Origin of the sequence: Paraburkholderia sp. SECH2 (assembly GCF_030464795.1) — a bacterium.
Lineage (GTDB): Bacteria > Pseudomonadota > Gammaproteobacteria > Burkholderiales > Burkholderiaceae > Paraburkholderia > Paraburkholderia aspalathi.
In genome coordinates, this window is record NZ_JALPRH010000035.1 from 51,473 (window position 1) to 72,828 (window position 21,356).

General features: G+C 60.3%; 16 protein-coding genes. 9 read left to right on the top strand and 7 right to left on the bottom strand.

Annotation, left to right across the window (positions count from 1 at the left end):
• Nucleotides 1-6: 6 nt before the first annotated feature.
• Entirely contained in the window at nucleotides 7-783 is a 777-nt protein-coding gene (locus M0D66_RS34610) for an NAD(P)H-dependent oxidoreductase (protein WP_211707169.1), read from the bottom strand.
• 70 nt (nucleotides 784-853) lie between these two features.
• On the opposite strand from M0D66_RS34610, the gene M0D66_RS34615 reads away from it, so the two are divergent.
• A complete protein-coding gene (locus M0D66_RS34615) occupies nucleotides 854-1,768 on the top strand; it encodes a LysR family transcriptional regulator (protein WP_093634744.1) in 915 nt (304 codons plus the stop codon).
• A gap of 125 nt (nucleotides 1,769-1,893) precedes the next feature.
• On the opposite strand, the gene M0D66_RS34620 is transcribed toward M0D66_RS34615, so the two are convergent.
• Nucleotides 1,894-3,048, bottom strand: coding sequence for an acyltransferase (locus tag M0D66_RS34620; protein ID WP_211707170.1), 1,155 nt, complete (start codon nucleotides 3,046-3,048; stop codon nucleotides 1,894-1,896).
• 115 nt (nucleotides 3,049-3,163) lie between these two features.
• Complete coding sequence (locus tag M0D66_RS34625; protein WP_211707171.1) at nucleotides 3,164-4,039, bottom strand: aldo/keto reductase family oxidoreductase; 876 nt, start codon at nucleotides 4,037-4,039, stop codon at nucleotides 3,164-3,166.
• 106 nt (nucleotides 4,040-4,145) lie between these two features.
• On the opposite strand from M0D66_RS34625, the gene M0D66_RS34630 reads away from it, so the two are divergent.
• Nucleotides 4,146-5,039 carry a LysR family transcriptional regulator gene (locus tag M0D66_RS34630; protein ID WP_211707172.1) on the top strand — a complete coding sequence of 298 codons (894 nt, stop codon included), beginning with the start codon at nucleotides 4,146-4,148 and terminating at the stop codon, nucleotides 5,037-5,039.
• A gap of 132 nt (nucleotides 5,040-5,171) precedes the next feature.
• Here the strand turns inward: M0D66_RS34630 and M0D66_RS34635 are convergent, their stop codons facing one another.
• Both M0D66_RS34635 and M0D66_RS34640 read right to left on the bottom strand, forming a co-directional pair.
• Complete coding sequence (locus M0D66_RS34635) at nucleotides 5,172-6,332, bottom strand: porin (RefSeq protein WP_266212639.1); 1,161 nt, start codon at nucleotides 6,330-6,332, stop codon at nucleotides 5,172-5,174.
• A 408-nt stretch (nucleotides 6,333-6,740) separates the two neighbouring features.
• Nucleotides 6,741-7,472, bottom strand: coding sequence for a FadR/GntR family transcriptional regulator (locus tag M0D66_RS34640; RefSeq protein ID WP_093634749.1), 732 nt, complete (start codon nucleotides 7,470-7,472; stop codon nucleotides 6,741-6,743).
• A gap of 275 nt (nucleotides 7,473-7,747) precedes the next feature.
• On the opposite strand from M0D66_RS34640, the gene uxuA reads away from it, so the two are divergent.
• From uxuA to M0D66_RS34665, 5 genes are all read left to right on the top strand, one after another.
• Complete coding sequence (uxuA, locus tag M0D66_RS34645; RefSeq protein WP_211707173.1) at nucleotides 7,748-8,788, top strand: mannonate dehydratase; 1,041 nt, start codon at nucleotides 7,748-7,750, stop codon at nucleotides 8,786-8,788.
• An 84-nt stretch (nucleotides 8,789-8,872) separates the two neighbouring features.
• The gene (locus M0D66_RS34650) at nucleotides 8,873-10,189 is read left to right on the top strand and encodes an MFS transporter (protein WP_211707174.1); all 1,317 of its coding nucleotides are present in this window, start codon (nucleotides 8,873-8,875) and stop codon (nucleotides 10,187-10,189) included.
• A gap of 138 nt (nucleotides 10,190-10,327) precedes the next feature.
• Nucleotides 10,328-11,545 (top strand): sensor histidine kinase, encoded by a 1,218-nt coding sequence (locus tag M0D66_RS34655; protein ID WP_211707175.1) that lies wholly within the window; start codon nucleotides 10,328-10,330, stop codon nucleotides 11,543-11,545.
• Nucleotides 11,546-12,014: 469 nt separating this feature from the next.
• Nucleotides 12,015-13,862, top strand: coding sequence for a peptidase S10 (locus M0D66_RS34660; RefSeq protein ID WP_266212640.1), 1,848 nt, complete (start codon nucleotides 12,015-12,017; stop codon nucleotides 13,860-13,862).
• A 61-nt stretch (nucleotides 13,863-13,923) separates the two neighbouring features.
• Nucleotides 13,924-14,316: a 2-oxoglutarate dehydrogenase gene (locus M0D66_RS34665; RefSeq protein WP_244869800.1), complete on the top strand. Its 393-nt coding sequence runs from the start codon at nucleotides 13,924-13,926 to the stop codon at nucleotides 14,314-14,316.
• Between the two features lie 483 nt (nucleotides 14,317-14,799).
• Here the strand turns inward: M0D66_RS34665 and M0D66_RS34670 are convergent, their stop codons facing one another.
• Nucleotides 14,800-15,762 (bottom strand): hypothetical protein, encoded by a 963-nt coding sequence (locus M0D66_RS34670; RefSeq protein WP_211707178.1) that lies wholly within the window; start codon nucleotides 15,760-15,762, stop codon nucleotides 14,800-14,802.
• Nucleotides 15,763-16,116: 354 nt separating this feature from the next.
• Between M0D66_RS34670 and M0D66_RS34675 the strand changes: the two genes are divergently transcribed.
• Both M0D66_RS34675 and M0D66_RS34680 read left to right on the top strand, forming a co-directional pair.
• Nucleotides 16,117-17,583 carry a metallophosphoesterase gene (locus M0D66_RS34675; RefSeq protein WP_211707179.1) on the top strand — a complete coding sequence of 489 codons (1,467 nt, stop codon included), beginning with the start codon at nucleotides 16,117-16,119 and terminating at the stop codon, nucleotides 17,581-17,583.
• A 183-nt stretch (nucleotides 17,584-17,766) separates the two neighbouring features.
• Nucleotides 17,767-20,097, top strand: coding sequence for a patatin-like phospholipase family protein (locus M0D66_RS34680; RefSeq protein WP_211707180.1), 2,331 nt, complete (start codon nucleotides 17,767-17,769; stop codon nucleotides 20,095-20,097).
• Between the two features lie 29 nt (nucleotides 20,098-20,126).
• Here M0D66_RS34680 and M0D66_RS34685 read toward each other — a convergent pair whose 3' ends face one another.
• Nucleotides 20,127-21,257, bottom strand: a complete 1,131-nt coding sequence (locus M0D66_RS34685; RefSeq protein ID WP_211707181.1) for an ATP-binding protein — start codon at nucleotides 21,255-21,257, stop codon at nucleotides 20,127-20,129.
• Nucleotides 21,258-21,356: the final 99 nt, after the last annotated feature.

Here is a 21,356-nt window from a genome sequence, read left to right on the forward strand (position 1 = left end):
ACGCATCTATTCAATGTGCGCTGAAAAGCCGACCTCATCCGTAGCAACATCAGACCGCAGTGTGAGCGCCGGGATGTCATATGCGCCAGCGTTCTGCGGGCGAAACGGTATCGGAGCAGTCTTCCAGAGATCATCGAGACGGTGCCCGAGCGCGTTCTGCACTTCGGAAAAGCGTGCTTCATCGATCCGGCTTGTCCGATGGATCACGAACGGTGGCAAAACGTCGAAACCAGGGTAGTACAGAATGCCGTGCTGGATAGGGAACAACACGTCGTCGATCGGACCGTTGATACCACGCGGGCTGTAATGCGACTCCCAGCCACCTGTTGTCACGACCAGCATCGCCCGCTTGCCCGCCATGTTGCCTTCACCATAGCGGTCGCCCCAGCGCGCGTCGGAGTGTTCCCCGACGCCATACGCGAAGCCATATGCATAGACACGTTCCACCCAGCCTTTCAGGATCGCAGGCATCGAGAACCACCACAGCGGAAACTGCAAAATCACTGCATCCGCCCACCTCAGCTTCTCCTGTTCGAGCGCGATGTCCTGGCTTTGCCGTCCGTCTTTGAAAGCACGCTTCGAATCGAGAGAGGGATCGAAACGTGCGCCCGGTTGCCTGTCGAGGCTGTCGTTTGCATCGAGCGATGCTTTCCAGTTCATCGCATACAGATCGGATACCTGGACGACGTGTCCGGCATCCTCGAGACGCTTGACCGAAAAGTCCTTAAGGGATCCGTTCAATGACCTGGGTTCCGGATGTGCATAGACGAGAAGAACATTCATGACCTGACCTCCATTGCAAGAAAGCACCACGATAGGTCTCTTGCCGGTATATTGGAAATGAATAACCAATATGTCAGGTATTGCTATGAATAATCTCAGACGGCTGGATCTCAACCTGCTGGTAACACTCGATGTCCTGTTGTCGGAGCACAATGTGACCCGCGCAGCCGAACGCCTGAACTTCTCTCAGCCCTCGGTGAGCGTGCATCTTGCCAAGCTGCGGGATATCTTTGGCGACCCGTTGTTGCTGCCGGGTCCCCGAGGCATGCGCCCCACCGCGAGAGCCGAAGAATTGCGCGAACCTTTGCGCCAGGCGCTCGACGCACTTGAGCACGCGGTATCGCCAGCCAGCCCGTTTAATCCAGCCGAAGCGAGTCATACATGGCGCGTTGCCGCGACCGACTATGCCGAATCGACGATCCTGCTGCCCGTCCTTTCCAGCTTGCGCGCGGCCGCGCCCGGCACGCGGCTCGCGATCGTGGAAGCTGCTCCGCCACGCATCGCGAAGCAGGCGGAACAGGGAGACATCGATCTGGCGTTTCATACCAGCGAAGGCGCGCCGCCCGAATTGCGCGGGCGATTGCTTTTCAAGGAGCGGTATGTGCTGGCAGGCCGCGCGGATCACCCGCGCCTGAAACGCCGGCCAACGCTTGCCCAGTTCTGCAAACTGGAGCACGTGATCGTGTCGCCGGATGGTGGCGGGTTTAGCGGCGTCACGGACGAAGCACTGGCTGAGGTGGGTCTCACGCGCAGGGTTGTGCTTTCGGTTCCGCACTTCCTGTTCGTGATGTCAGTCCTCGCGAGCACTGACCTCGTGGCGATGGTGCCGGCGCGATTGGTGCGCGGCAATGGCGCGCTCAGGGTCGTCGAGGCACCGGTTGAAGTGCCAGGATATGAAATGGCGATGCTCTGGCACGAGCGCTCCCATCGAGATCCGGCGCACCAATGGTTGCGGGAATGCATTGTGGACGCGGTGGCGACTTGAACGCCTGTGTATGTGCCGAAGCACAGGTCGGCGCCAACGCAATGAGCGGCTGAAAATCGCGAGGCTTGAATCGACCGCCCTTCAATCCCGTATCCACGATGGCGTAGCCTTCACAACGAAGCTATTCAAATCACGGACTGTCCGGGTTCGCCACTGGGAACCCGCGTCGTCATATCCGCAAAGCGTGCCTTGATGCGCTTGCGCATGGGCTCTTCGTAGAATTTGAAGCAGAGCAGGCTTACCAGCACGCTAAAGACGATCACTATCCATCCATTCGATCGTCCGAATCCGATCATCAACGACCAGAGCGCGATGGGCATGTGCGTGAGATAAAGCGAATAGCTCGCCTCGCCTAACCGCACCAGAGGCCGCCAGCTCAATATGCCCACAACAGGCCGCTCCAGTAGCGCGAGGCCCAGTATCAGTGCAGCAAAAAACGGAGCGTCGAGGAAGAACGAAGGTGACACGGGCCGCCATACGCTCAGTCCCACGAGACCCGTCAAAGCCAGGACCACAAGCGCCTTGCCCCTGACATGCTGCGATCCGGCGCCTGCCTGCAGGCGTTGATAGAAAAGAGCCGAACAGATGCCCATGACGAACTCCGCGAGCCGCGTCACCGGCATGGCGTAAATCATCGCGCCGCTGCGTGAGACCGGCATATAGGCATCCAGCAGCGCGATCCACACTCCAGTGGTGAGCCACAACGCAATGCAAAAAAATGCGAGCCGTGCAGGCTTCAACCCGGCCATCCTGCGCACCAGAAACGGGAACAGCAGATAAAAGAATGCCTCGCAAGAGACGCTGTCTGACGGTCCGTTCCAGGGTTGATTGATGGCCGAAAAAGGAAACCATGCATTGAGTAGAAGCAGCTGGCAAATCAGGCTAATGGCCAACGCCGGGTAGATTGCACCCTTGAGGGCATACCACTTCAGCATCAGCGAAGCATCGCCAGCATGCACAAGGTAGATCACCACTGGAACGCACATCAGAAGGCCGAGCAGGATCACCGGATAGATCCGTGCGATACGTGCCTCGTAAAAAGTCCGAACGCCTCCGTGGACGAGTTTGTCGCGATAGGTGAAGGTGAGGATAAAACCGGAAAGGACGAAGAACAGCGACACAGCAGAACGGCCCCCGTCCAGGAAGTTAAAGACGGAGGCCGGCAACGGCAGGAGTTGATTTTCTGAGTAGTGCGAGATGACAACCGCAAATGCGGCCATGAACCGGATACTGGTCAACGCGGGAAACGCACCGCCGGACTGGTTCGAGCTCACCGCCATCAGTATCGCCTCCTGATTACGCGGGGCTCAATCTACCATCGCAATCCGGCAAAACCTGCACGCCATGCGGCAATTCCTGCTGTGATGGCGGAACGTTTGGGTAGTTTGGCGCGAATTACCTGAGCGATTCGCCAATTGCGTCCAGCTCAGCGCGCACCTCGTCAGTCAATTTCAAGTGTGCTGCCTGCATGTTTTCCCGCAGATGCCCTACCGACGAAGTACCCGGAATCAGCAAGATGTTGGGCGCGCGATGCAGGAGCCAGGCGAGCGCCACCTGCATCGGCGTCGCGCGGATCTTTTGCGCGATCGTGGAAAGCGCTGACGACTGGATCGGCGTGAATCCGCCAAGCGGGAAGAACGGTACGTAGGCGATGCCTTTCGCTGCCAGTTCGTCGACCAGCGCATCGTCTTCACGGTGAACCAGGTTGTAGTGATTCTGTACGCAGACGATCTCCGCGATGCCCTGTGCCTCGGCAACCTGAGTCGCGGTTGCATTGCTCAGGCCGATATGGCGAACCAGCCCTCGCTGTTGAAGTTCGGCAAGCGCCACGACCTGCTTTTCAATCGAGCCTTCGGAGGGGGCATGCACGTCGCCCATGATTCGCATATTGACGACGTCGAGTGCATTGAGACCAAGATTGCGAAGGTTGTCGTGAATGCCACGCTCGATATCTTCCGGCTCGAGCGCCGGCAACCACGAACCATCGCTGCCACGAACCGCGCCAACCTTGGTGACGATCACGAGGTCATCCGGATACGGATGCAGTGCTCCGCGAATCAGCTGGTTGGTGATGTGAGGGCCGTAGAAGTCGCTCGTATCGATGTGATTGACGCCCGATGCCACCGCTTCGCGCAGCACGGCGATCGCCGCGTCGCGATCTTTCGGCGGTCCGAATACGCCGGCGCCGGCCAGCTGCATAGCGCCATAGCCCATGCGTTGCACGGGTTGGCCAGCCAGCGGGAATGTGTCCGCGGAGGTGAAGTTCGACATAGGGCGCTCCTTGAGGTGAGAGGTTGAGCGGCAGTATGACGAGGATTGCATTGTTCGATAACCAGGCCTAAATTGCACAGGTTGTTAAACATTTTGAACAATGGCCATGGAATTCAACGATCTTGCCGCCTTCGTCTCGGTCGCGCGCGCCGGCGGCTTTCGTGACGCCGCGCGCACCAGCTGCGTCTCCGCCTCCAGCCTAAGCATTGCCGTGCGCCGTCTCGAGTCGAAGCTGGGTATGCGTCTGCTCAACCGAACCACACGCAGCGTAGCCCCGACCGAAGCCGGATTACGTCTGATCGAAAAGCTGACGCCATTGTTCAGCGAGATGGAAGCCGCGCTGGATGTCCTGAACCGGTTCAGGGACAAGCCGAGCGGCACGCTCAAACTCAACGTGCCGTCGAGCGCCGCACGCATCGTGTTGCCGACCGTCATTCCCCAGTTCCTGAAGGCCTATCCCGACATACGCGTGGAGGTGGTGGTGGAGGATGGCTTCGTCGATGTGCTGTCGATCGGTTGCGATGCGGGCATTCGCTACGACGAGCGGCTTGAGCAGGACATGATCGCGATGCCGATCGGTCCGCGTGTGCAGCGCTTCGCTACCGCCGCGACGCCGGGCTATCTCGACACGCATGGCAGACCCCAGCATCCACGCGACCTGCTGGCTCATGCGTGCTTGCGTGGCCAGTTTGCCGGCGGCGCTACGCCGACCTGGTATTTCGAGCGTGACGGCGAGGTGGTGCAACTGAATCCGTCGGGACCGCTTCTCGTCAGACCCGGCGCTGCAATCGACCTCGCAGTCAGTGCTGCTGTCGCAGGCGTGGGCGTGATCCACCTGTTCGAGGACATGCTGCGCCCACATCTCGATAGCGGGGCATTGGAGCCGATTCTGGAGCCGTGGTGGCAGCGCTTTTCTGGGCCGTTTCTGTACTATCCGGGCCGGCGTCATTTGCCGGCACCGTTGCGCGCATTTGTCGATTTCTTGAAGGCCGGTGATTAGCGTGAGCCTTTTAACTGCGGTTCAACCGTTAAGAACCCGTGCAGACCATCGCACGCACGAAACCGTCAGTGTCGACGGATACCTGCCAAAGTGCAGGCATCCGTCATAACGGATCACGTGACGCAAGGCCGATCAGAATGCGTGACGCATCCCCACCGTAACAGCTACCTGCGTATTCGTCGACGAAGGCGAGAGCGTGTTGATCATGGCATGCGAGAGCACGGAATCGGCCGGTGCGCCGTGCACGTTCTGATAGACGCCTTCAAGATAGAAGTCGGTGCGCTTGCTGATCGAATAGTCGGCCTGAAGCATCCCCGTATTCCATCCCGGCGACGAGCCGTTATACGCGCCATGCGTGTAGGTATACGCGCCCGATAAAGTCAACGCAGGCGTGAGCGCGTACTTGACGTTCGCTTCGTAGTTGTCGAGGCGCAGCGAGCCGCTCAGGGTTCCGGCGGAAGCGTCGTTCGCACCGAGGTAAGTGCCGGTTCCGAACGAGAAGACGCCCGAGGCGTTGTCCATCTGCGTATGGCTCCAAACGAGGCCTACGGTAGCCGGTCCGAACGTGTAGTTGCCGCCAAGCGACCAGATACGCTGGCGCTGCGCAAGGAAGTTCGCGCTGGTGTCGCCCGTGGTAGCGGCGCCACCCGCGCTGCCCGCGTTATTCAATTGCAGGTAGCCGGCAGCAAGATTGACGGGCCCTTGCGCATAGGACACACCGAAGCCGTATGAGCGGTTGTTCGCGAAGCTGCCGGCCTTATTGCTGAAGGCATACATCGTTTCGAATGTGACGCCGCGGACCGTCGGGCTCGTGTACTTGACCGTGTTGTTGAAAACGACCGAATTGGCGGCAAGGTTGTCGTTTTCGAACGGATGCGCAGCCATGTTGCCGCCCCACGTGTTGAACTCTGCCGTGAGCGGACCGACCAGGTCGTTCATCACGTCAAACTGGCGGCCGAACGTCACCGTGCCGTATGGATCGCTTTGCAGACCGACCCACGCCTGGGAGCCGAAGCCATCGCCGGAGAAAGCCTGGGCTCCGTTATTCAAAAGGAATCCCTGCTCCAGCTTGAAGACCGCATGCAAGCCGCCACCGAGATCCTCCGAACCCTTGAGACCGAAGACCGTGTTTTGCGTCGAGCTGCTCACTTCCTGCCAGTTGCTATGCCTACCCTGATTGTTCGTGTAGACCAATCCTGCATCAATGAGGCCATAGAGCGTCACGCTGCTTTGCGCATGCGCCGAAATAGCAAAGGCGCCGGAAAGCGCGACCACGAGTAAAGACTTTTTCATAACTGTTGGCTCCGTGATTGAGCGATGTTGAACGTAATTAATTGTGTGCGTTCGATTCCCACTGGCGAGCGCGTTGGCCGCCAACAGGATCTACGTACGCATGGGCAACGGATAGGCAACGCATTCGCATGGCCGATGCCATGAGAATTGCGAAAACATCCGATATTGTTTATTGATTATTGCGTGTGGCGCATTTAATAACGTGTGGGTAGCGCGTGCTGACTACAACATGGTTTTCAATTGAATTACGCAGGCGTATCTTGCGAGCCGCTGCCGAAAATGAACAGTGCAATCATATGACGGTGAAAATAAATTCCGCGTCAAAAATAAAAGTGTCGTGGTGGAAAAAGAACACGTAAATGGCACGTTCAGACAACGCGCCATGTCAAGCGTAAAAGGCGCGCATCCTTATCGCCACGCTTGAGTAAACTCCCCCACCACGCGGGACAGATGCGACTGCATTGCCTCTCGCGCTGCAACTGGATCGCGGCCCATGATGGCAGCGAAGATACGCTGATGATCTTCCTGTGACGCCGCCCGCATCGCCGGCGTATGAAAGTGTTCCTCGATCTTGGCCCACAGCGGATCGCTTCGCGCACAGTCCCACATCGCGGTGACCATATGCAACAGGACCGCATTGCCGGTCGCTTCGGCAATGCGCATATGAAACTGACGATCAGCCGCGTCGTTAGCCTGCTTGTCATGCATCTGCTCGCGCATTGTGGTGAGCGCGGAGAAGATACGGTCGAGGTCGCTGTCCTTGCGCTCGGTTGCCGCGAGCGCCGCCACTTCGGATTCGATTAACGCACGCGCACGCAGCGTTTCGATCGGGCCGGGGCCGCGTGGCAGCTCGAAGGTCACCGGCTTGGCGCCGATGCCTGCCGACACATAGATGCCCGACCCGCCGCGCACTTCGACCACACCTTGCACCTCCAGCGCGATGATCGCCTCGCGAACCTGCGTGCGGCTCACGCCGAATTTGTCGGCCAGGGTGCGCTCCGAGGGCAATCTCGAACCCGCTTCGAACTCTCCAGACGCCGCGATCAACGCGTGGATCTGTTTCGCGAGGCCGATGTACGAACGGTCCGTGGCTTCTGCGTCCTGTCTGTGGGCGAATGGCTGGGTGGAGAAATCGGTCATCAAGTGCTCGTGGATAGGCATAGCGAGGCGCCATCTGTGGCCCTCGCGCAAAAAATGGTACACCACTTTCGTCCGCCAGCAGCTTTCCCTTCGTTGAAATCAACGCCAACCGCCCGCTCATCACCCAGGGACAAGGCTCAGCACGGAAATAGACTGGTAAACCACTATCGCCTCCAATTGGTCAACCAATCATAATCCGCCTGAATCGGGAGACCGGACAACGCGTTCCCTCCCGAGCCAGCAAGGCTGGTGCAATCAATCCAAGGAGTGAAGTCGTGAAGATGTCTTTCCGGTGGTACGGCGAGTCCGATCCCGTCACGCTGCAGTACATTCGCCAGATTCCCGGCATGACGGATATCGTGTCCGCCATCTACGACGAGCCAGTGGGCGAAGCGTGGCCCGCGCACAAGATCGCCGCGCTGAAGTCGACGATCGAAGCGGCCGGTCTTCGGTTCGAAGTTGTCGAATCGGTGCCCGTGCATGAAGACATCAAACTCGGCAAGCCGAGTCGTGACCGTCTCATCGCCAACTATCAGCAGACCATCCGGAACCTCGCGGCGGCGGGCATCAAGGTCATCTGCTACAACTTCATGCCGGTGTTCGACTGGACCCGCACGGAACTGTCGAAAACGCTCGAAGACGGTTCGACGTGCCTCGCGTTCAGCACGAAGGAAATCGACGAGATCGATCCGAACAACGGCATTGCGCTGCCCGGCTGGGATTCGAGCTACAAGCCCGAACAATTGAAAGCGCTGCTCGCCGAGTACCGCGAAGTCGACGAAGCCAGACTTTGGCAGCACCTGGAATATTTCCTGAAAGCGATCATTCCCGTCGCCGAAGAATGCGGCATGAAAATGGCCATTCATCCGGACGACCCGCCGCGCCCTATCTTCGGATTGCCCCGTATCGTGAAGAACCGTGACGACCTCGCGCGCATCGTGGGGATCGTGGACTCGCCGGCGAACGGCCTCACCCTTTGCTCCGGTTCGCTCGGCGCCGGACCGCAGAACAACGTGGAAGCACTCGTGCGCGAATTCGGCGGCATGGGGCGCATCCACTTCGCGCACATTCGCAATGTGAAGATCACGCCCGAGGGCGATTTCGAAGAATCGGCCCACCTGTCTAGCTGCGGCTCGCTGGATATCGCCGCGATCGTGAAGGCGTATCACGACACCGGATTCACCGGCTATTTCCGCCCGGACCATGGCCGCATGATCTGGGGCGAAACCGGCAAGCCTGGCTATGGCTTGTACGACCGCGCGCTCGGTGCCGTGTATATCAACGGCTTGTGGGAAGCGATGGACAAGCTTTCCTGACGCCCGAATAGAACGATCCAGACAAAAGGCGCCGGCGCACTGCCAGCCGGCGCCGCCATCACGCTATAAAAAACGGAGACTCCCATGCCACGCATCCGATGGACCATGATCTTCATGTGTTTCCTCGCCAACGTCATCAACTTCGTCGATCGGGCCAACCTGGCGATCGCCGCGCCGAGCATTCGCGCGGAGTTGGGTCTGGACGCGGTCGGCATGGGGCTCGTGCTCAGCGCGTTCTTCTGGACCTACGCGTTCCTGCAACTGCCGGCCGGCTGGTTCATCGACAAGGTCGGCGTGCGCGTGAGTCTGGCGCTGGCGGTCGGCTGGTGGTCGGCCTTCACGATCGCGACCGGCGCGGCTCGCGGTCTCGCGCAACTCGTGGGCGTGCGACTGATGCTCGGCGTCGGCGAAGCCGCGGCGATTCCGTCGTTCGCCAAGGTTGCGTTCAACTGGTTTCCGCGCAGCGAGCGCGGGCTTGCGAGCAGCATCTTCGATAGCGGCTCCCGCGTGGGCTCAGCGCTCTCGCTGCCCCTGGTTGCGTGGTTGATATCGCTTGTCGGCTGGCGTGGCTCGTTCGTGATCACGGGGGGCCTCGGCGTTGTGTGGGCTCTCGCCTGGTGGTTCATCTATCGTGACCCGGAGCGCTACCGAGCCATTGCACCTGAGGCCGTCGACGCCTTGCTGGCACAGCGTGCCGCCCCTGCCGCAGCCGTTACGTCAGACGAGAACGCCGGCGCGGTATCGTGGCTCGATCTGTTTCGCTACCGCACGGTGTGGGGCATGATGATCGGGCTCTTCTGTCTCAACTTCGCGATTTATTTTTTCATCACGTGGTTCCCGAGTTATCTGCTGCAGTCACGTGGATTCTCGCTCGCGTCACTCGGCACGTGGGGTATGCTGCCGGCGCTGCTGGCCATTCCTGGCGGCTGGCTTGGCGGCCTCGTGTCGGACAGTCTGTTCAAGCGCGGATGGAGCGCAACCGCGGCTCGCAAGACATGCCTTGTGATCGGCATGCTTCTCTCGTCGTCGATTGCGTTGTCGGTATTGGTTCAGAGCACGTGGGCATGTCTCGCACTGTTCGCGCTTGCCTACGCCAGCTTGTCGTTCGCCGGCGCTAATGTATGGACCCTGGTTGGCGAAGTGGCGCCGACACCCGCTCATGTGGCGTCGCTCGGCGGCATTCAGAACTTTGCAGGGAATCTCGCCGGGATTTTTATCACCACATTTACCGGGGTCATGCTGGCGATCACAAAAGGTTCGTTTGTGATTCCGCTGATGGTTGCGGGCTCGCTATGCGTGGTCGGCGCCCTGTCGTATCTGTTCATTGTCGGTAAGGTCGAGCCCTTGCCTTTACTCCCCCGCACGCGAACGGCAAAGATTGCCGGACATGAAGCCGCGTGAACAACTACATCGGGACCGCCGGGTTGAACCTGGTGTTCATCTGGCCTGGCTTACGCAAGAGCATGTTCCACAATCAGCAATTGCGGCCATAATGGGGCAGAAACTTCTGTTAGGACCTTCACCCCCGATGCACCCACTATGACCGAAACACGCGTTACCCCGCTGCGCAAATTTGCCGATTTCGTTCGCGAGCAGCGGACGCGCCTGACCGCGCAATGGATGAAAACCGTTTTCGGCGATGTCGACCTCGTCGAAGCGGACAAGCTCACCTATCAACAACTCGCCGATCACCTGCCGGAAATTCTCGAAGGACTATGCCTTGCGCTCGACGTCGAAGATCTCGAACGCGTCGAGCCGGCGATCGAACGCGATGCGAGAAAACACGGCCTGGTCCGCTGGCGTCAGGGCTACCGGATCGAGGAACTCGTGCGCGAGCTCGATCTGTTCCATCAGGTGCTCGCTGACGCGCTGGACGAATTCGCCGCCCAGGACAGCACGTTCACGCGCCGCCATGAAGGGCGGGCTCGGCGCCTGATCGCGGAAACACTCAGCATGGTGACGCTCACATCGATCAAGGAGGTGGTCAGCGAACGGGACCGCAAGATCGATGAATACACCGGCAGGCTCGAGCGCGCCAATCACGAGCTGACGCTCAAGCAGCGGCTGGTCGGAGATCTTTACGAGTCGCGCATGCAGATCACCCGCAGCGTGGTTCACGATCTGCGCAATTTTCTGAACGCGTTTTCGATTGCGCTGCAACTGATCGAACGGGCGCCTTCAAAGGCCGATATGGCGCTGACGCTGGCCAACCGGCAAGCTGCGGATATGAAGCAACTCGTCGACCAGATGGTCGAGTACTCCGTCGTGCTCGGCGACGGCACGCCGAACACATTCGAGCCAGTGGATCTGCATGCGCTTTACGATGAGCTCGTCGCCTCCTCGCGCCCGGCCATCGAAGCCAAAGGACTTAAGCTACATGCAGCGTTCGATCCGGCGCTATCCGTAGTCACGTCCAGTCGTCTCAAGCTTAAGCAGATTGCAGTCAATCTGCTCTCCAACGCGACGAAGTACACGAAGTCCGGCGAGATCCAACTTGCCTTCGCCATGGCCGATGCGGAGCACTGGTCGATTCGCGTGTCGGATACCGGCGTGGGCATCGCCCCTGCGGACGCGAACCGCGTTTTTGACGAATTCGAGCGCGCTGCAGGCGACGATATTCCCGGCACGGGTCTCGGCCTTGCGATCGTCAAGGAGCTCTGCCGCGTGCTAAACGGCCAGATTGATTTTGCGTCACACGAAGGCGTTGGGACGACGTTCGAAATCCGGTTCCCGCTCGTGCTCACCGAAGCCGAATAACTACCTGTCGGCATCCGGCACCCAAACCGGATGATCAGTACATTTTAATTATTACGATTAACAAACAAACACATTTAACTTCGTAATAAATAATCGATTAACTCACACACGCGTCACGCCCCGACCGGCCAGGCCCTGCGCGACTTCAAGCACAATTTCCCGAAGTTGCAATTACGGAAATCCGGTACATCCTTGACAAAGGCTGGTGGCGTCACCTATTTTTCATCTGCCGCCAATATACGAATATTCGATTGCGGAAAAATGCCCCGAAAAGAACCGGAATATCCAATCCAGATATTTAGTTATTCTACGCATACTGCATAGAGATCTGAATCTATGCGCTTTGAAGTAAGTTGGTCTCACCGCTGCATGCCGACGATGCATCACCAATATTTCGAACTCCGATATATTTTCATCGGCGATAGCGGCCTTTGTGAAACGGTATCTGAACCCACCACCAAGGATAGAGATGAAACGAGACGAGCGTCTTTCCGGCAATAGCCAACATCGCCAAAACAGGCTGCCGGGCCTGGGAACGAGCCTGGGCACATTAACAGTCGCGATCCTGCTTCTCGGCGGATGCGGCGGAGGGGACGGCAGTTCGTCCTCCGGCACGGCTGTGAGCATGCAGCAGACTGCAGCGAATCAGCAGCTCACCGCACAGGCCGCCGCGCAGTCGCAATCGCCAACGGCCAATCAAACCTATATCGACCCGGTCGCCTATTCGGGCAATGCCACAGATGGCCTCGCGCCGGCTCAGGCGTCCGAGAAAGCTGCGGTCATGCACTACCAGTGGACCCAAGGCAGAACGCCGATCAACTACACCACCACGACCGGCCATTTGACCGCCACCGATTCGAGCGGCAACCCCGAAGCCACGATGTCCTATGTCGCGTACACCGTGCCGAGTACGAACGGCTCGCCGCGGCCTGTCACGTTCGTCTACAACGGTGGCCCCGGGTCCTCTTCCATCTGGTTGCGGCTCGGATCGTTCGCGCCGACGCGGGTTGCCACATCTGACCCGGTGTTCGGGAACTGGCCGAATTATCCGCTCGTCGACAATAAGGAGAGCCTGATCGACACCACGGACATGGTCTTCATCGACCCGCCCGGAACCGGTCTGTCCGAGGCGATTCTGCCGAATACGAACCAGAAGTACTGGACGACCGACGCGGACGTCAACATCATGCGCGACTTTATCCAGCGCTATCTGACGGTCAACAGTCGCAGCAGCTCGCCGATTTATCTGTACGGCGAGTCGTATGGCACACCGCGCACCGACATGCTCGCATTGGCGCTCGAATCGGCCGGCGTGCATCTGACCGGCATCGTCCTTCAGTCTGCAATCCTGAACTATTTCGCGGATGCGATCGAGGCCGTTGCAATCACGAACTCGACGAGCGCGCTGGCATTGGATACGGATACGCTGGCGGGCTATTTCCCCGGTTACGCGGAAGTAGCGGCTTACTACAACCAGATGTCGCCGGCGCCGCTCAATCAGGACCTGTACGCATACCAGGCGAGCCTGTTCGTCACGAACGAATACAACAAGTTCAGGCGGTACTCGCAGTCGTGGGTGCTCAGTCAGCTCGGTATACCGGACGCTCTGGGCACGCCGGTGTTCCCCAATGCGAAAACGCTTCAGTCGTGGGCCTTGCCATCCAGCTTGACCCTGCAGGCGCTACAAGGCTACTTCGGCGCCAACCCGTTCTCGACGAGCCTCATACCAGGCACGACGATCGGCCGGTACGACGGACGCGTGTCATTGCCGAACTCGGATCCGCGTCTGCAAAACGACGGGGACCCGTCCGACATCCTGATCTCCCAGCCGTTCACCACGGCTCTGGCGACGCAGATGCCTGACTACCTCGGCTACACAGCGCCGAACGCGACCTACTTGCCGCTGAACGACAACATCATCGAGGTATGGGATTTCTCGCATGACGGAAAGCCCTTGCCCGATACGATCCCGGATCTGCTGGGCGCGTTGACGCTCAATCCGCAGCTCAGGGTACTCTCGGAAAACGGCTTTCACGATCTGGCCACACCGTTCTTCAATACCGAGAAGCAACTGGCACGGCTGCAGACGGTACCCGGTCTGAATCCGGATTTGCAGGTCAACTTCTTCCAGGGCGGACATATGATCTATCTGGATGACGTCGCCCGTCCGCTGATGAAACGGGATCTGGTGCGCTTCTACCGCGGCACGCCGCTTCCGGATGCGCTCGCCCTCTGGACGCTGCCGCCGCCGTGGCGCGACGAGAGCCCAGCCAGTCAGCCGACCGCTACTGCCACGGCGCAAGTCACGGCACCCTGACTGAACTGACGCGATGCGCCTCGTTCGCGCTACTCTATTCACTCAATCAATGCGAGTCATCATGTCCCTTATCGATATGTTGCGGCGTGTCTCCCCGTTGATCGCCTTCTGCTGCTTTGTTGGCAGCGCGCATGCGTTACCGCCGCAAGCGGTAGCGCCGGCGACGCCGCCAAACGGGGCCAGGGGAGTCGACGGTCCGTTCTTTCCTCAAAACCGTGCTGCTCCCGTCACGCCGACGACCGGCACGGCGCTGCAGCAGGAAGCCCAGCAGCGGCTTGAAGCGCGACTGGGAGCGAACACGGCTCTCAGCAATGGCGCCGCGGTCACGAAAACGCAGGCTCAGACCGCGGGGCTCGGCTACGTTGCCAAGCACTTCGATCAGATCGACACGAGCCACAAAGGAAGCGTGACCATGAGCGATGTCAGGCAGTATCTGCAGCAGCAGGGCCGGTAGCGACCGGCCATTGTTGGTCAAAGGCATGCCTTTCTAAAGGACCGCATTTGACAATGCGCGAATGGCCGCTTCGGCCATTCGCGCGCTTCGTTTATCTCGCCCCGGCGTTCCCGCCAGTCGGCAAACAGTCGCCCATTGCGCCGCCGCGGTCGCTCAGTCCCCGCATCACAACTTCGGACGACTTGCCATCACGTCTCGCCAGTTCGGCGAGGTCAAGCAACGCTGCATATTTCGCCGAACAGTCCTGTTCAGGTTCAATCGCTCTGTGCACAGCAGGCGTTTCCGTGCTTGCGATGCCCTCACCGACTGCAATCGCTATCCCCGTTGCAACGATCATCGTTGCCAACGCACCGACCTTGCATAGCGTCCGTGTGCGTATCGCGTTGAAACGTGGCCGCAGCGTCCGAGCACTTCCCTCCTCGCTCATCCACTGCGGACCGATCCGGCCGGCCTCATCGCCGGTTCTCACTCGCACGTTTTTACTCATGACCAGTGCGCCGGCACCCAGACATTCCCCACCCAGTGCCCCGGCACCCACACGACAGGGCGCGGCGCAGGAGCCACATAGACAACACGCGGCGCGACATACACAGCCGGCGGCGGGGGCGGCGGAACGTAGACAACCGGAGGAGGCGGCACATACACAACCGGCGGCGGAACAACGACTGGCGGCGGTACGACAACAACCGGCTTCGGTGCGACCACGACCGTCGTGCTGCCCGTCGTAACGACGCCGGTAGTCGTGACCGTTCCGCTCGTCGTCACGGTGTTGCCATGCGTGCCCGTCGTGCTCGTCGACGTTGTCACGACGCCCGGTGCTACACGCGTCGCCGTGCCGGAATGATTGACGGTTCCGCCATCAGACCCGGTCACCGTGCCGGAACGTGAGCACGACGCGCCCGCGCAGTTGGTCGATGCCGAGTGGTTGACCGTGTTGCCGTTCGAGCCCGTGACCGACCCGGACGACGAATACTGGCCGGGCGCGGTTTTGGTCACATCGCCTGAGGTCGTGGCTGTTTTACCGTCGGGTCCGGTGAGGGTGCCGGTGTGGGAACACGTGCCGCCCGCACAGTTGGTGTCGCCGGCGTGCTGGACCTGGTTGCCGTAGCGCCCCGTCGCGGTGCCCGAATTCGAGAACTGGCCCGGCGCGTTGCGGGTCACCGTGCCCGTGTTGGTCGCCACGCCACCGTAGGGGCCGGCCACGCCGCCAGCATGCGAACAGCTACCGCCGCCACACGAGCCGTAACGCGCGCCGTTATAGGTGCCACGCGATGTGTAGGCGGTGCCGTGCTGCGACCAGGCGAAAGCAGAAGCGCTGCTGAGCGCGAGCACGGTAACGGTTGCGGTGAGCGCGAGCTTGCGCAGCGCGCCACGTACGGATGCGGCGGGCGTCACGGAGGCAGGAGAAGCGGCGGTAGCTGCGACGACGAACGAACAGTTTTTCACGGTATGTCCTTCTTGATTTCGGGCCACTTCTGCGCACTGCGGCGTGGCGACAAACGGACTATAGAAGGACGCCTGGATTTAATCAGCAGCGAAGATATGTCACCCTGTTTCACCACGACAGAGGCCCGCTGGGCAAGGCTTTCCGGGCGATTCGGAGGCGCCGCGACATAAGCTGACATAAATTGTTTCAGGGGCAGACTCCGCCCGTCCCGCGCGTGGGACCAAGCGCTTCAGCAGGCCAGTTTCGACAGCGCCGCGACACTTTTCCGAAATACACATGTCGTAGGGTTCGATGAACACAACGGCGAAAGCCGCTTGCGCAATCCCCCGCTTACTCTTCCTCAAGAGGCGCTCATGTCGGCAAAACGCGAGTCGAAATCCCAGGCCAAGGCAAAAGAAAGCACGGCGAAAGCAGAAGGCAAACGAAAGTTGCCCGGCAAGGTAGCGGCATCCGGCAAAAAGGCTACTGCGCTCGCCAGCAGTTCGAACCAGCCCGTGGCGAGCGTCGGCGCGACGGCGCTCCGTCCGCGGATGCTGGACAAGCCCGTGTTCGCACAGCCTCAGCCGACCGCGGACCCGACGGTGTTTCGTGTGCCTCATCCATCGGACGATGCGGCCTATAAGGAAATCGACAAGCTCAATGCAGAGCACAAACTGTTTCCGTTGCCGTTTCCCGCACCGCGAGGCGGCGTGGAGCCTCAGCTCACGCTGGCCGAGGTCATGGGCGGCAACGCAACTGCCATCGACAGGATCACAGCCGCCGGACAGTTGGTGTTTCATGCGCTGGGAGATTGCGGCAATACGAAAGGCCCGGCGACGCAGAACGAAGTGGCCGACAAATTGACCGCGGATTTCAACGAAGCCAACGCCAGTGAGGTGCCGCAGTTCGCCTTGTTGCTCGGCGACGTCGTCTATAGCTTTGGCGAGAGCCAGTACTATTACGATCAGTTTTACGAACCGTATCGGGACTACCCGGCGCCGATCCTCGCCTGCGCCGGCAATCATGACGGAATGGTCTCGCCGGAAGCGCACGCCGCGAGTCTCACTGCGTTCCTGCGAAATTTCTGTGCGGAGACGTTCGCCGTTACGCCCGAAGCCGGTGGCTTGTCGCGCACCGCGCAAATCCAGCCCGGCGTCTTCTTCACGCTCGAAGCGCCATTCGTGCGCGTGCTGGTGATTTACAGCAACACGCTCGAAGATCCCGGTGTGATTTCAGACCCGAAGATCGGGAGTACTCAGCTCGATTTTCTCGACGCTGCGCTCAAGCGCGTCAAGGCCGAGCAGTTCACTGGCGCCCTGCTGATCGCGGATCACCATCCGCCGTACAGCGCGGGCGGACACGGGTCGAGCGTCGATATGCTGGCGCAGATCGACAAGGTGTGCGAAGCCAACGGTGTGTGGCCGCATGCATTTCTGTCCGGCCATGCACACAATTATCAACGCTTCACGCGCACGCGAAATGCGGACGGCACGCAGATTCCCTACCTCGTGTGCGGGAATGGCGGACACGGTTTAGTCAAGCTCGCTGCACAAGGTGCGCCCGCCATCCGTGCGCCGCAAATCATGCAGGCGGCTTCAGCCACTACCGATCAGGTCGTGCTGGAAAACTATGACGACACCAACTACGGCTATCTGCGCGTGGTCGTGACCGCGACGCAGTTGCGTATCGAGTATCACTCGGCGTCCGACGGCCTCAACACGAAAGCGCCGAACGACTACGTGACGATCAACCTCGCCGAGCGCAAAGTGGCTCATTTCGTCGCATCCGATTTGGGGCGTCCGATGGCTGCCCGGGCCGTGCGAGCTTTGCTGCGCCGCTAGCGGCGAAGAACGAGGGACGTGTTTCAGGGACCGCGCTCGTGGCCGCAACACGTATTCCGCCGCGATGCCGGATAAAAAGCATCAGGACTACGTTTTTCCGCAAACGCGCGTTTGCACAAAATCACCTGTTTTTACCGGGGCAAAACCATGTAATCTCTCGGTTTTCTTCCGGCATCAAAACAGATGAGTCGAGCGTTGGCGAGCGAACAATTTCTAAAAACGGCGGCGCACACGCGGCGCCGGCCCATCGTTCTTCGTTTTCACTGCACCGTGGCGTTGCTGGCGTGTGGGGTCGCCGCCGTCGCACGCCCCGCTTTCGCAGCCGAATCCGCGTGCAGCGCCGAAGCCGGGCCAGCCGGCCGCCCCTCCGTCGGCCTCGTGCTGTCGGGCGGCGGCGCGCGCGGCTATGCCCACCTCGGCGTACTGAAGGTGCTCGAGGAAAACCGCATCCCGGTCGATTGCATCGCCGCCACCAGCATGGGCTCCGTGGTCGGCGGCCTGTATGCGAGCGGTATGACGGCGCAGGACATGCAAAACCGCCTCGCGGGCATCAATCTCGCGGACATCGCGTTCGACGTCACCGACCGTGCCGACCTGCCGCAGTCGCGCCGTGAAGACGAGCGGCTGTATGTGAACAGCCTTTCGCTTGGCTTCGGCACCAATGGCTTCCGCTTGCCGGTGGGGCTCGTGCAGGGCAATCGTTTGCAGGCGCTGCTGCAGGACTGGACGTCCGCCGTGCCGGGCAACGTTTCGTTCGACCGGCTGCCGATCCCCTATCGCGCGATCGCAACCGATCTGCGCACCGGCCAGAAGGTGGTGCTCGATCGCGGTTCGCTGCCGCAAGCGATTCGCGCCAGCATGGCGTTGCCCGGCCTGTTCGCTCCGGCCGATATCGACGGGCGCACGCTGGTGGACGGCGGCATCGTCAGCAATCTGCCGATCGAAACGGCGCGCGACATGGGTGCGAAAGTCGTGATCGCGGTCGATATCGGCTCGCCGCTGCGACCGCTGGATGCGCTGGCTTCGCCCGCCGACGTGATGCAGCAGATGATCGGCATTCTGATTCACCAGAACGTTGCGCGGCAACGTGAACAGCTGCAGGCCGGTGACGTCCTGATCGAGCCGGCGCTCGGCTCGCTGAGCTTCACCGATTTTGCCAACGCCAGCCAGGCCATCGCCGCCGGTGCTGCTGCTACGCGCGCGGCCATGCCGCAGCTTCAGCATCTGGCGCTTTCGCCCGCCGACTACGCCGCGTGGCGCGCCCGGCACGGTGTGCCCGTGGCGCATCCGGTACGGATCACGCAGATCGAGATCGCCTCGCAGGGCTACGTACCTGAGGCACGTATTCGCGCCGCACTGCATGTCAAAACCGGCGATGTCTACGATCCGGTCGCGCTCAACAAGGACTTGCTAGCGCTCACCACCGCGGGTGACTTCGACAGCGTGAGCCAGCAACTCGTCGACGACGGCGACACGCACACGCTCATTGTTTCCGCGCAGCAGAAGCTGTGGGGACCGAATTTCCTGCTGTTCGGGCTGGGTTTGTCGAGCAGCTCGACAGATGAAGGCGGCTTCCGGCTGCATCTCGGTTATCGCCGCCCGTGGCTCACGTCGTCAGGGCTCGAAGGGCGAGTGGACGGGACCGTTGGCAGCGATCTGATCGACCTGCATGCGGAGCTGCGGCAACCACTGTCGAGTTCTTTTGGCTATTACGTGGCGCCTTATCTCGAGTTTCAGCGCCGCTATGCCAATCTCTACGACGATTCCGGCAACGTCAAGATCACGCAATACAGCTTGCAAACCGAGCGCGCCGGGGTCGACTTCGGCGTACCGCTCGCCCGTCTCGGCGACTTCCGTATCGGCGTGGCATACGCTCATGGCTACGCGTCGCCGCAATACAACTTGCCGCTCGAGGACGCGTTCAACTCGCCGTTGCTGTTCCCCGATATCTACGGACGGCAGCTTAGCGCGCGCGCACGTCTCGTGATCGATCAGCTCGACGATCCGCTGTTTGCCCGCAAAGGTTATTTCGGCGAACTACGCGTGGAACGTTCGTTGTTCGCGGGCAGCGACAGCTTCACCGAGGTATACGGAAAAAGCCTTGTTGCAGCGAGTTATGGACGGCACAGCATCAACGCAAGCATCGAAGCGGGTAATGACTTCGGCGGCACCAATCTGACGAATCCGTTCGGCTTCACACTGGGTGGATTCCAGCATCTGTCGGCCTATGCTGCCGACCAACTGTCCGGCAACTCGATGGTGTACGGCCAGATCACCTATATGAATCAGCTCGCCACGTTCAATGCGTCGCCGATTCGCGGTCTGTTTGCGGGGCTGAGCCTTGAAGCCGGCAACGTCTGGAACCGCGATTCGCAGTTCGGCAGCGGGCCACTGAAGCGCAGCGTGACTGCCTTCACCGCGATGACCAGTTCATTCGGACCGATCTATCTGGGCGTAGCGTTCGCACCGGGCGGCCGTCATAACTTTTACTTCCAGTTGGGACATACCTATTGACGCTGCGCGGGTACCGTGTGTTTTGTGTTTCACGCCACTGTGCCCACCGGCCAGCTCATTTCGAAGCGTGCTCCGCCTAGCATCAACGGATCGGTCACGGCGATCCGGCCATGGTGGGCGCGCAGCACCTGTTGCGTAATCGCGAGACCCAACCCGTAGCCGCCAGTCTGACGATCGAGCCGCACGAAGGCACTGAAAATGCGTTCGCGTTGGTCGGGCGGCACGCCTGCGCCATCGTCTTCCACGTAGATTTCCACGTTGCCATGCTTGACGCTCAATCCGACCATGATCCGCGAATGGGCGTATTTGCTCGCGTTGCGCAGCAAGTTTCGCATTGCGTAGGACATGAGACGCTTGTCCATCACCACGCGTAGCGATGCGTCGACGTCTGCTTGCGGGACGAGTTGCTTGTCCGCGTATAGCAGCGTGGCGTCGGTGATCTGGCTGTCGAACCATGCCGTGAGCAAAGTGGATTCGAGGTTCGATTGCAGGGAGCTGTATTCGAGGCGCGCGTAGGTCAGGCTCATGTCGATGAGCTCGTCGAGCTCGGTGACGTCCTGGTCGATGCTCGCTAATGCACTGTTGTACTCAGCCGCGGATGCGGGTTCGCGGAGGTTTTCTAGCGCGAAGCGCACGCGGGCCAAAGGTGTGCGCAATTCATGGGAGATGCCGTTGGTGAGTTCGCGCTGCGCGGCGATCAGGCGTTCCATGCGTTCGGCCAGGGCGTTTAACGTGCGGGCCAGTGGGCCGATTATGACGCTGTGCGATTCGCGGGCGCGGGTGTTGAAGCGGCCGCCTGTGAAGTCGATTGCGCGTTCGCGGACCATTACCAGGTCTAGCCAGACTGGGCGCATCCAGCGGTAGGCGGTTACTGCTGGTAGCAGTAGGGTTGCCAATGTGATTGGGATTGATGCTTTTGGTGTTGTTAGTGTTTGCCAGATTGATGGTGAGGTTTTTAGTGTCAGGGCTAAGGTTGCTATTGATGCTGCTAGCACCAGTACTGTCAGTGTCAGTAGGCGTGTGTAGACGCGCAGGTATAGCCTCGACCAGCTCGGGATTCTGTCTGCTCGGGTGTCCGTCCATGAGCGGCGGAAACGGTGCCAGCGCCATTTTCCATAGCGGTAGGGGGTTAGTTTTTTTTGCTCCGCTGGGGGTGGCATTTTTTTTCTCTTCGCGTTCTTTAATGCGTTAGTGGTCTATTAGTGTTGCCCCTGTGCGGGGCGGCACTGTAGTGGTCAAGTAAACCTGGACACCCGGAA

Bases quoted from the DNA above. Each gene is read 5' to 3' on its own strand.
- M0D66_RS34650 (WP_211707174.1), top strand. From the start codon at position 8,873: ATGCCACGCATCCGATGGACCATGATCTTCATGTGTTTCCTCGCCAAC.
- M0D66_RS34675 (WP_211707179.1), top strand. From the start codon at position 16,117: ATGTCGGCAAAACGCGAGTCGAAATCCCAGGCCAAGGCAAAAGAAAGC.
- M0D66_RS34625 (WP_211707171.1), bottom strand. From the start codon at position 4,039: ATGTCGAACTTCACCTCCGCGGACACATTCCCGCTGGCTGGCCAACCC.
- M0D66_RS34660 (WP_266212640.1), top strand. From the start codon at position 12,015: ATGAAACGAGACGAGCGTCTTTCCGGCAATAGCCAACATCGCCAAAAC.
- M0D66_RS34635 (WP_266212639.1), bottom strand. From the start codon at position 6,332: ATGAAAAAGTCTTTACTCGTGGTCGCGCTTTCCGGCGCCTTTGCTATT.
- M0D66_RS34640 (WP_093634749.1), bottom strand. From the start codon at position 7,472: ATGACCGATTTCTCCACCCAGCCATTCGCCCACAGACAGGACGCAGAA.
- M0D66_RS34665 (WP_244869800.1), top strand. From the start codon at position 13,924: ATGTCCCTTATCGATATGTTGCGGCGTGTCTCCCCGTTGATCGCCTTC.
- M0D66_RS34620 (WP_211707170.1), bottom strand. From the start codon at position 3,048: ATGGCGGTGAGCTCGAACCAGTCCGGCGGTGCGTTTCCCGCGTTGACC.
- M0D66_RS34610 (WP_211707169.1), bottom strand. From the start codon at position 783: ATGAATGTTCTTCTCGTCTATGCACATCCGGAACCCAGGTCATTGAAC.
- M0D66_RS34685 (WP_211707181.1), bottom strand. From the start codon at position 21,257: ATGCCACCCCCAGCGGAGCAAAAAAAACTAACCCCCTACCGCTATGGA.
- M0D66_RS34630 (WP_211707172.1), top strand. From the start codon at position 4,146: ATGGAATTCAACGATCTTGCCGCCTTCGTCTCGGTCGCGCGCGCCGGC.
- M0D66_RS34655 (WP_211707175.1), top strand. From the start codon at position 10,328: ATGACCGAAACACGCGTTACCCCGCTGCGCAAATTTGCCGATTTCGTT.
- M0D66_RS34680 (WP_211707180.1), top strand. From the start codon at position 17,767: ATGAGTCGAGCGTTGGCGAGCGAACAATTTCTAAAAACGGCGGCGCAC.
- M0D66_RS34615 (WP_093634744.1), top strand. From the start codon at position 854: ATGTCAGGTATTGCTATGAATAATCTCAGACGGCTGGATCTCAACCTG.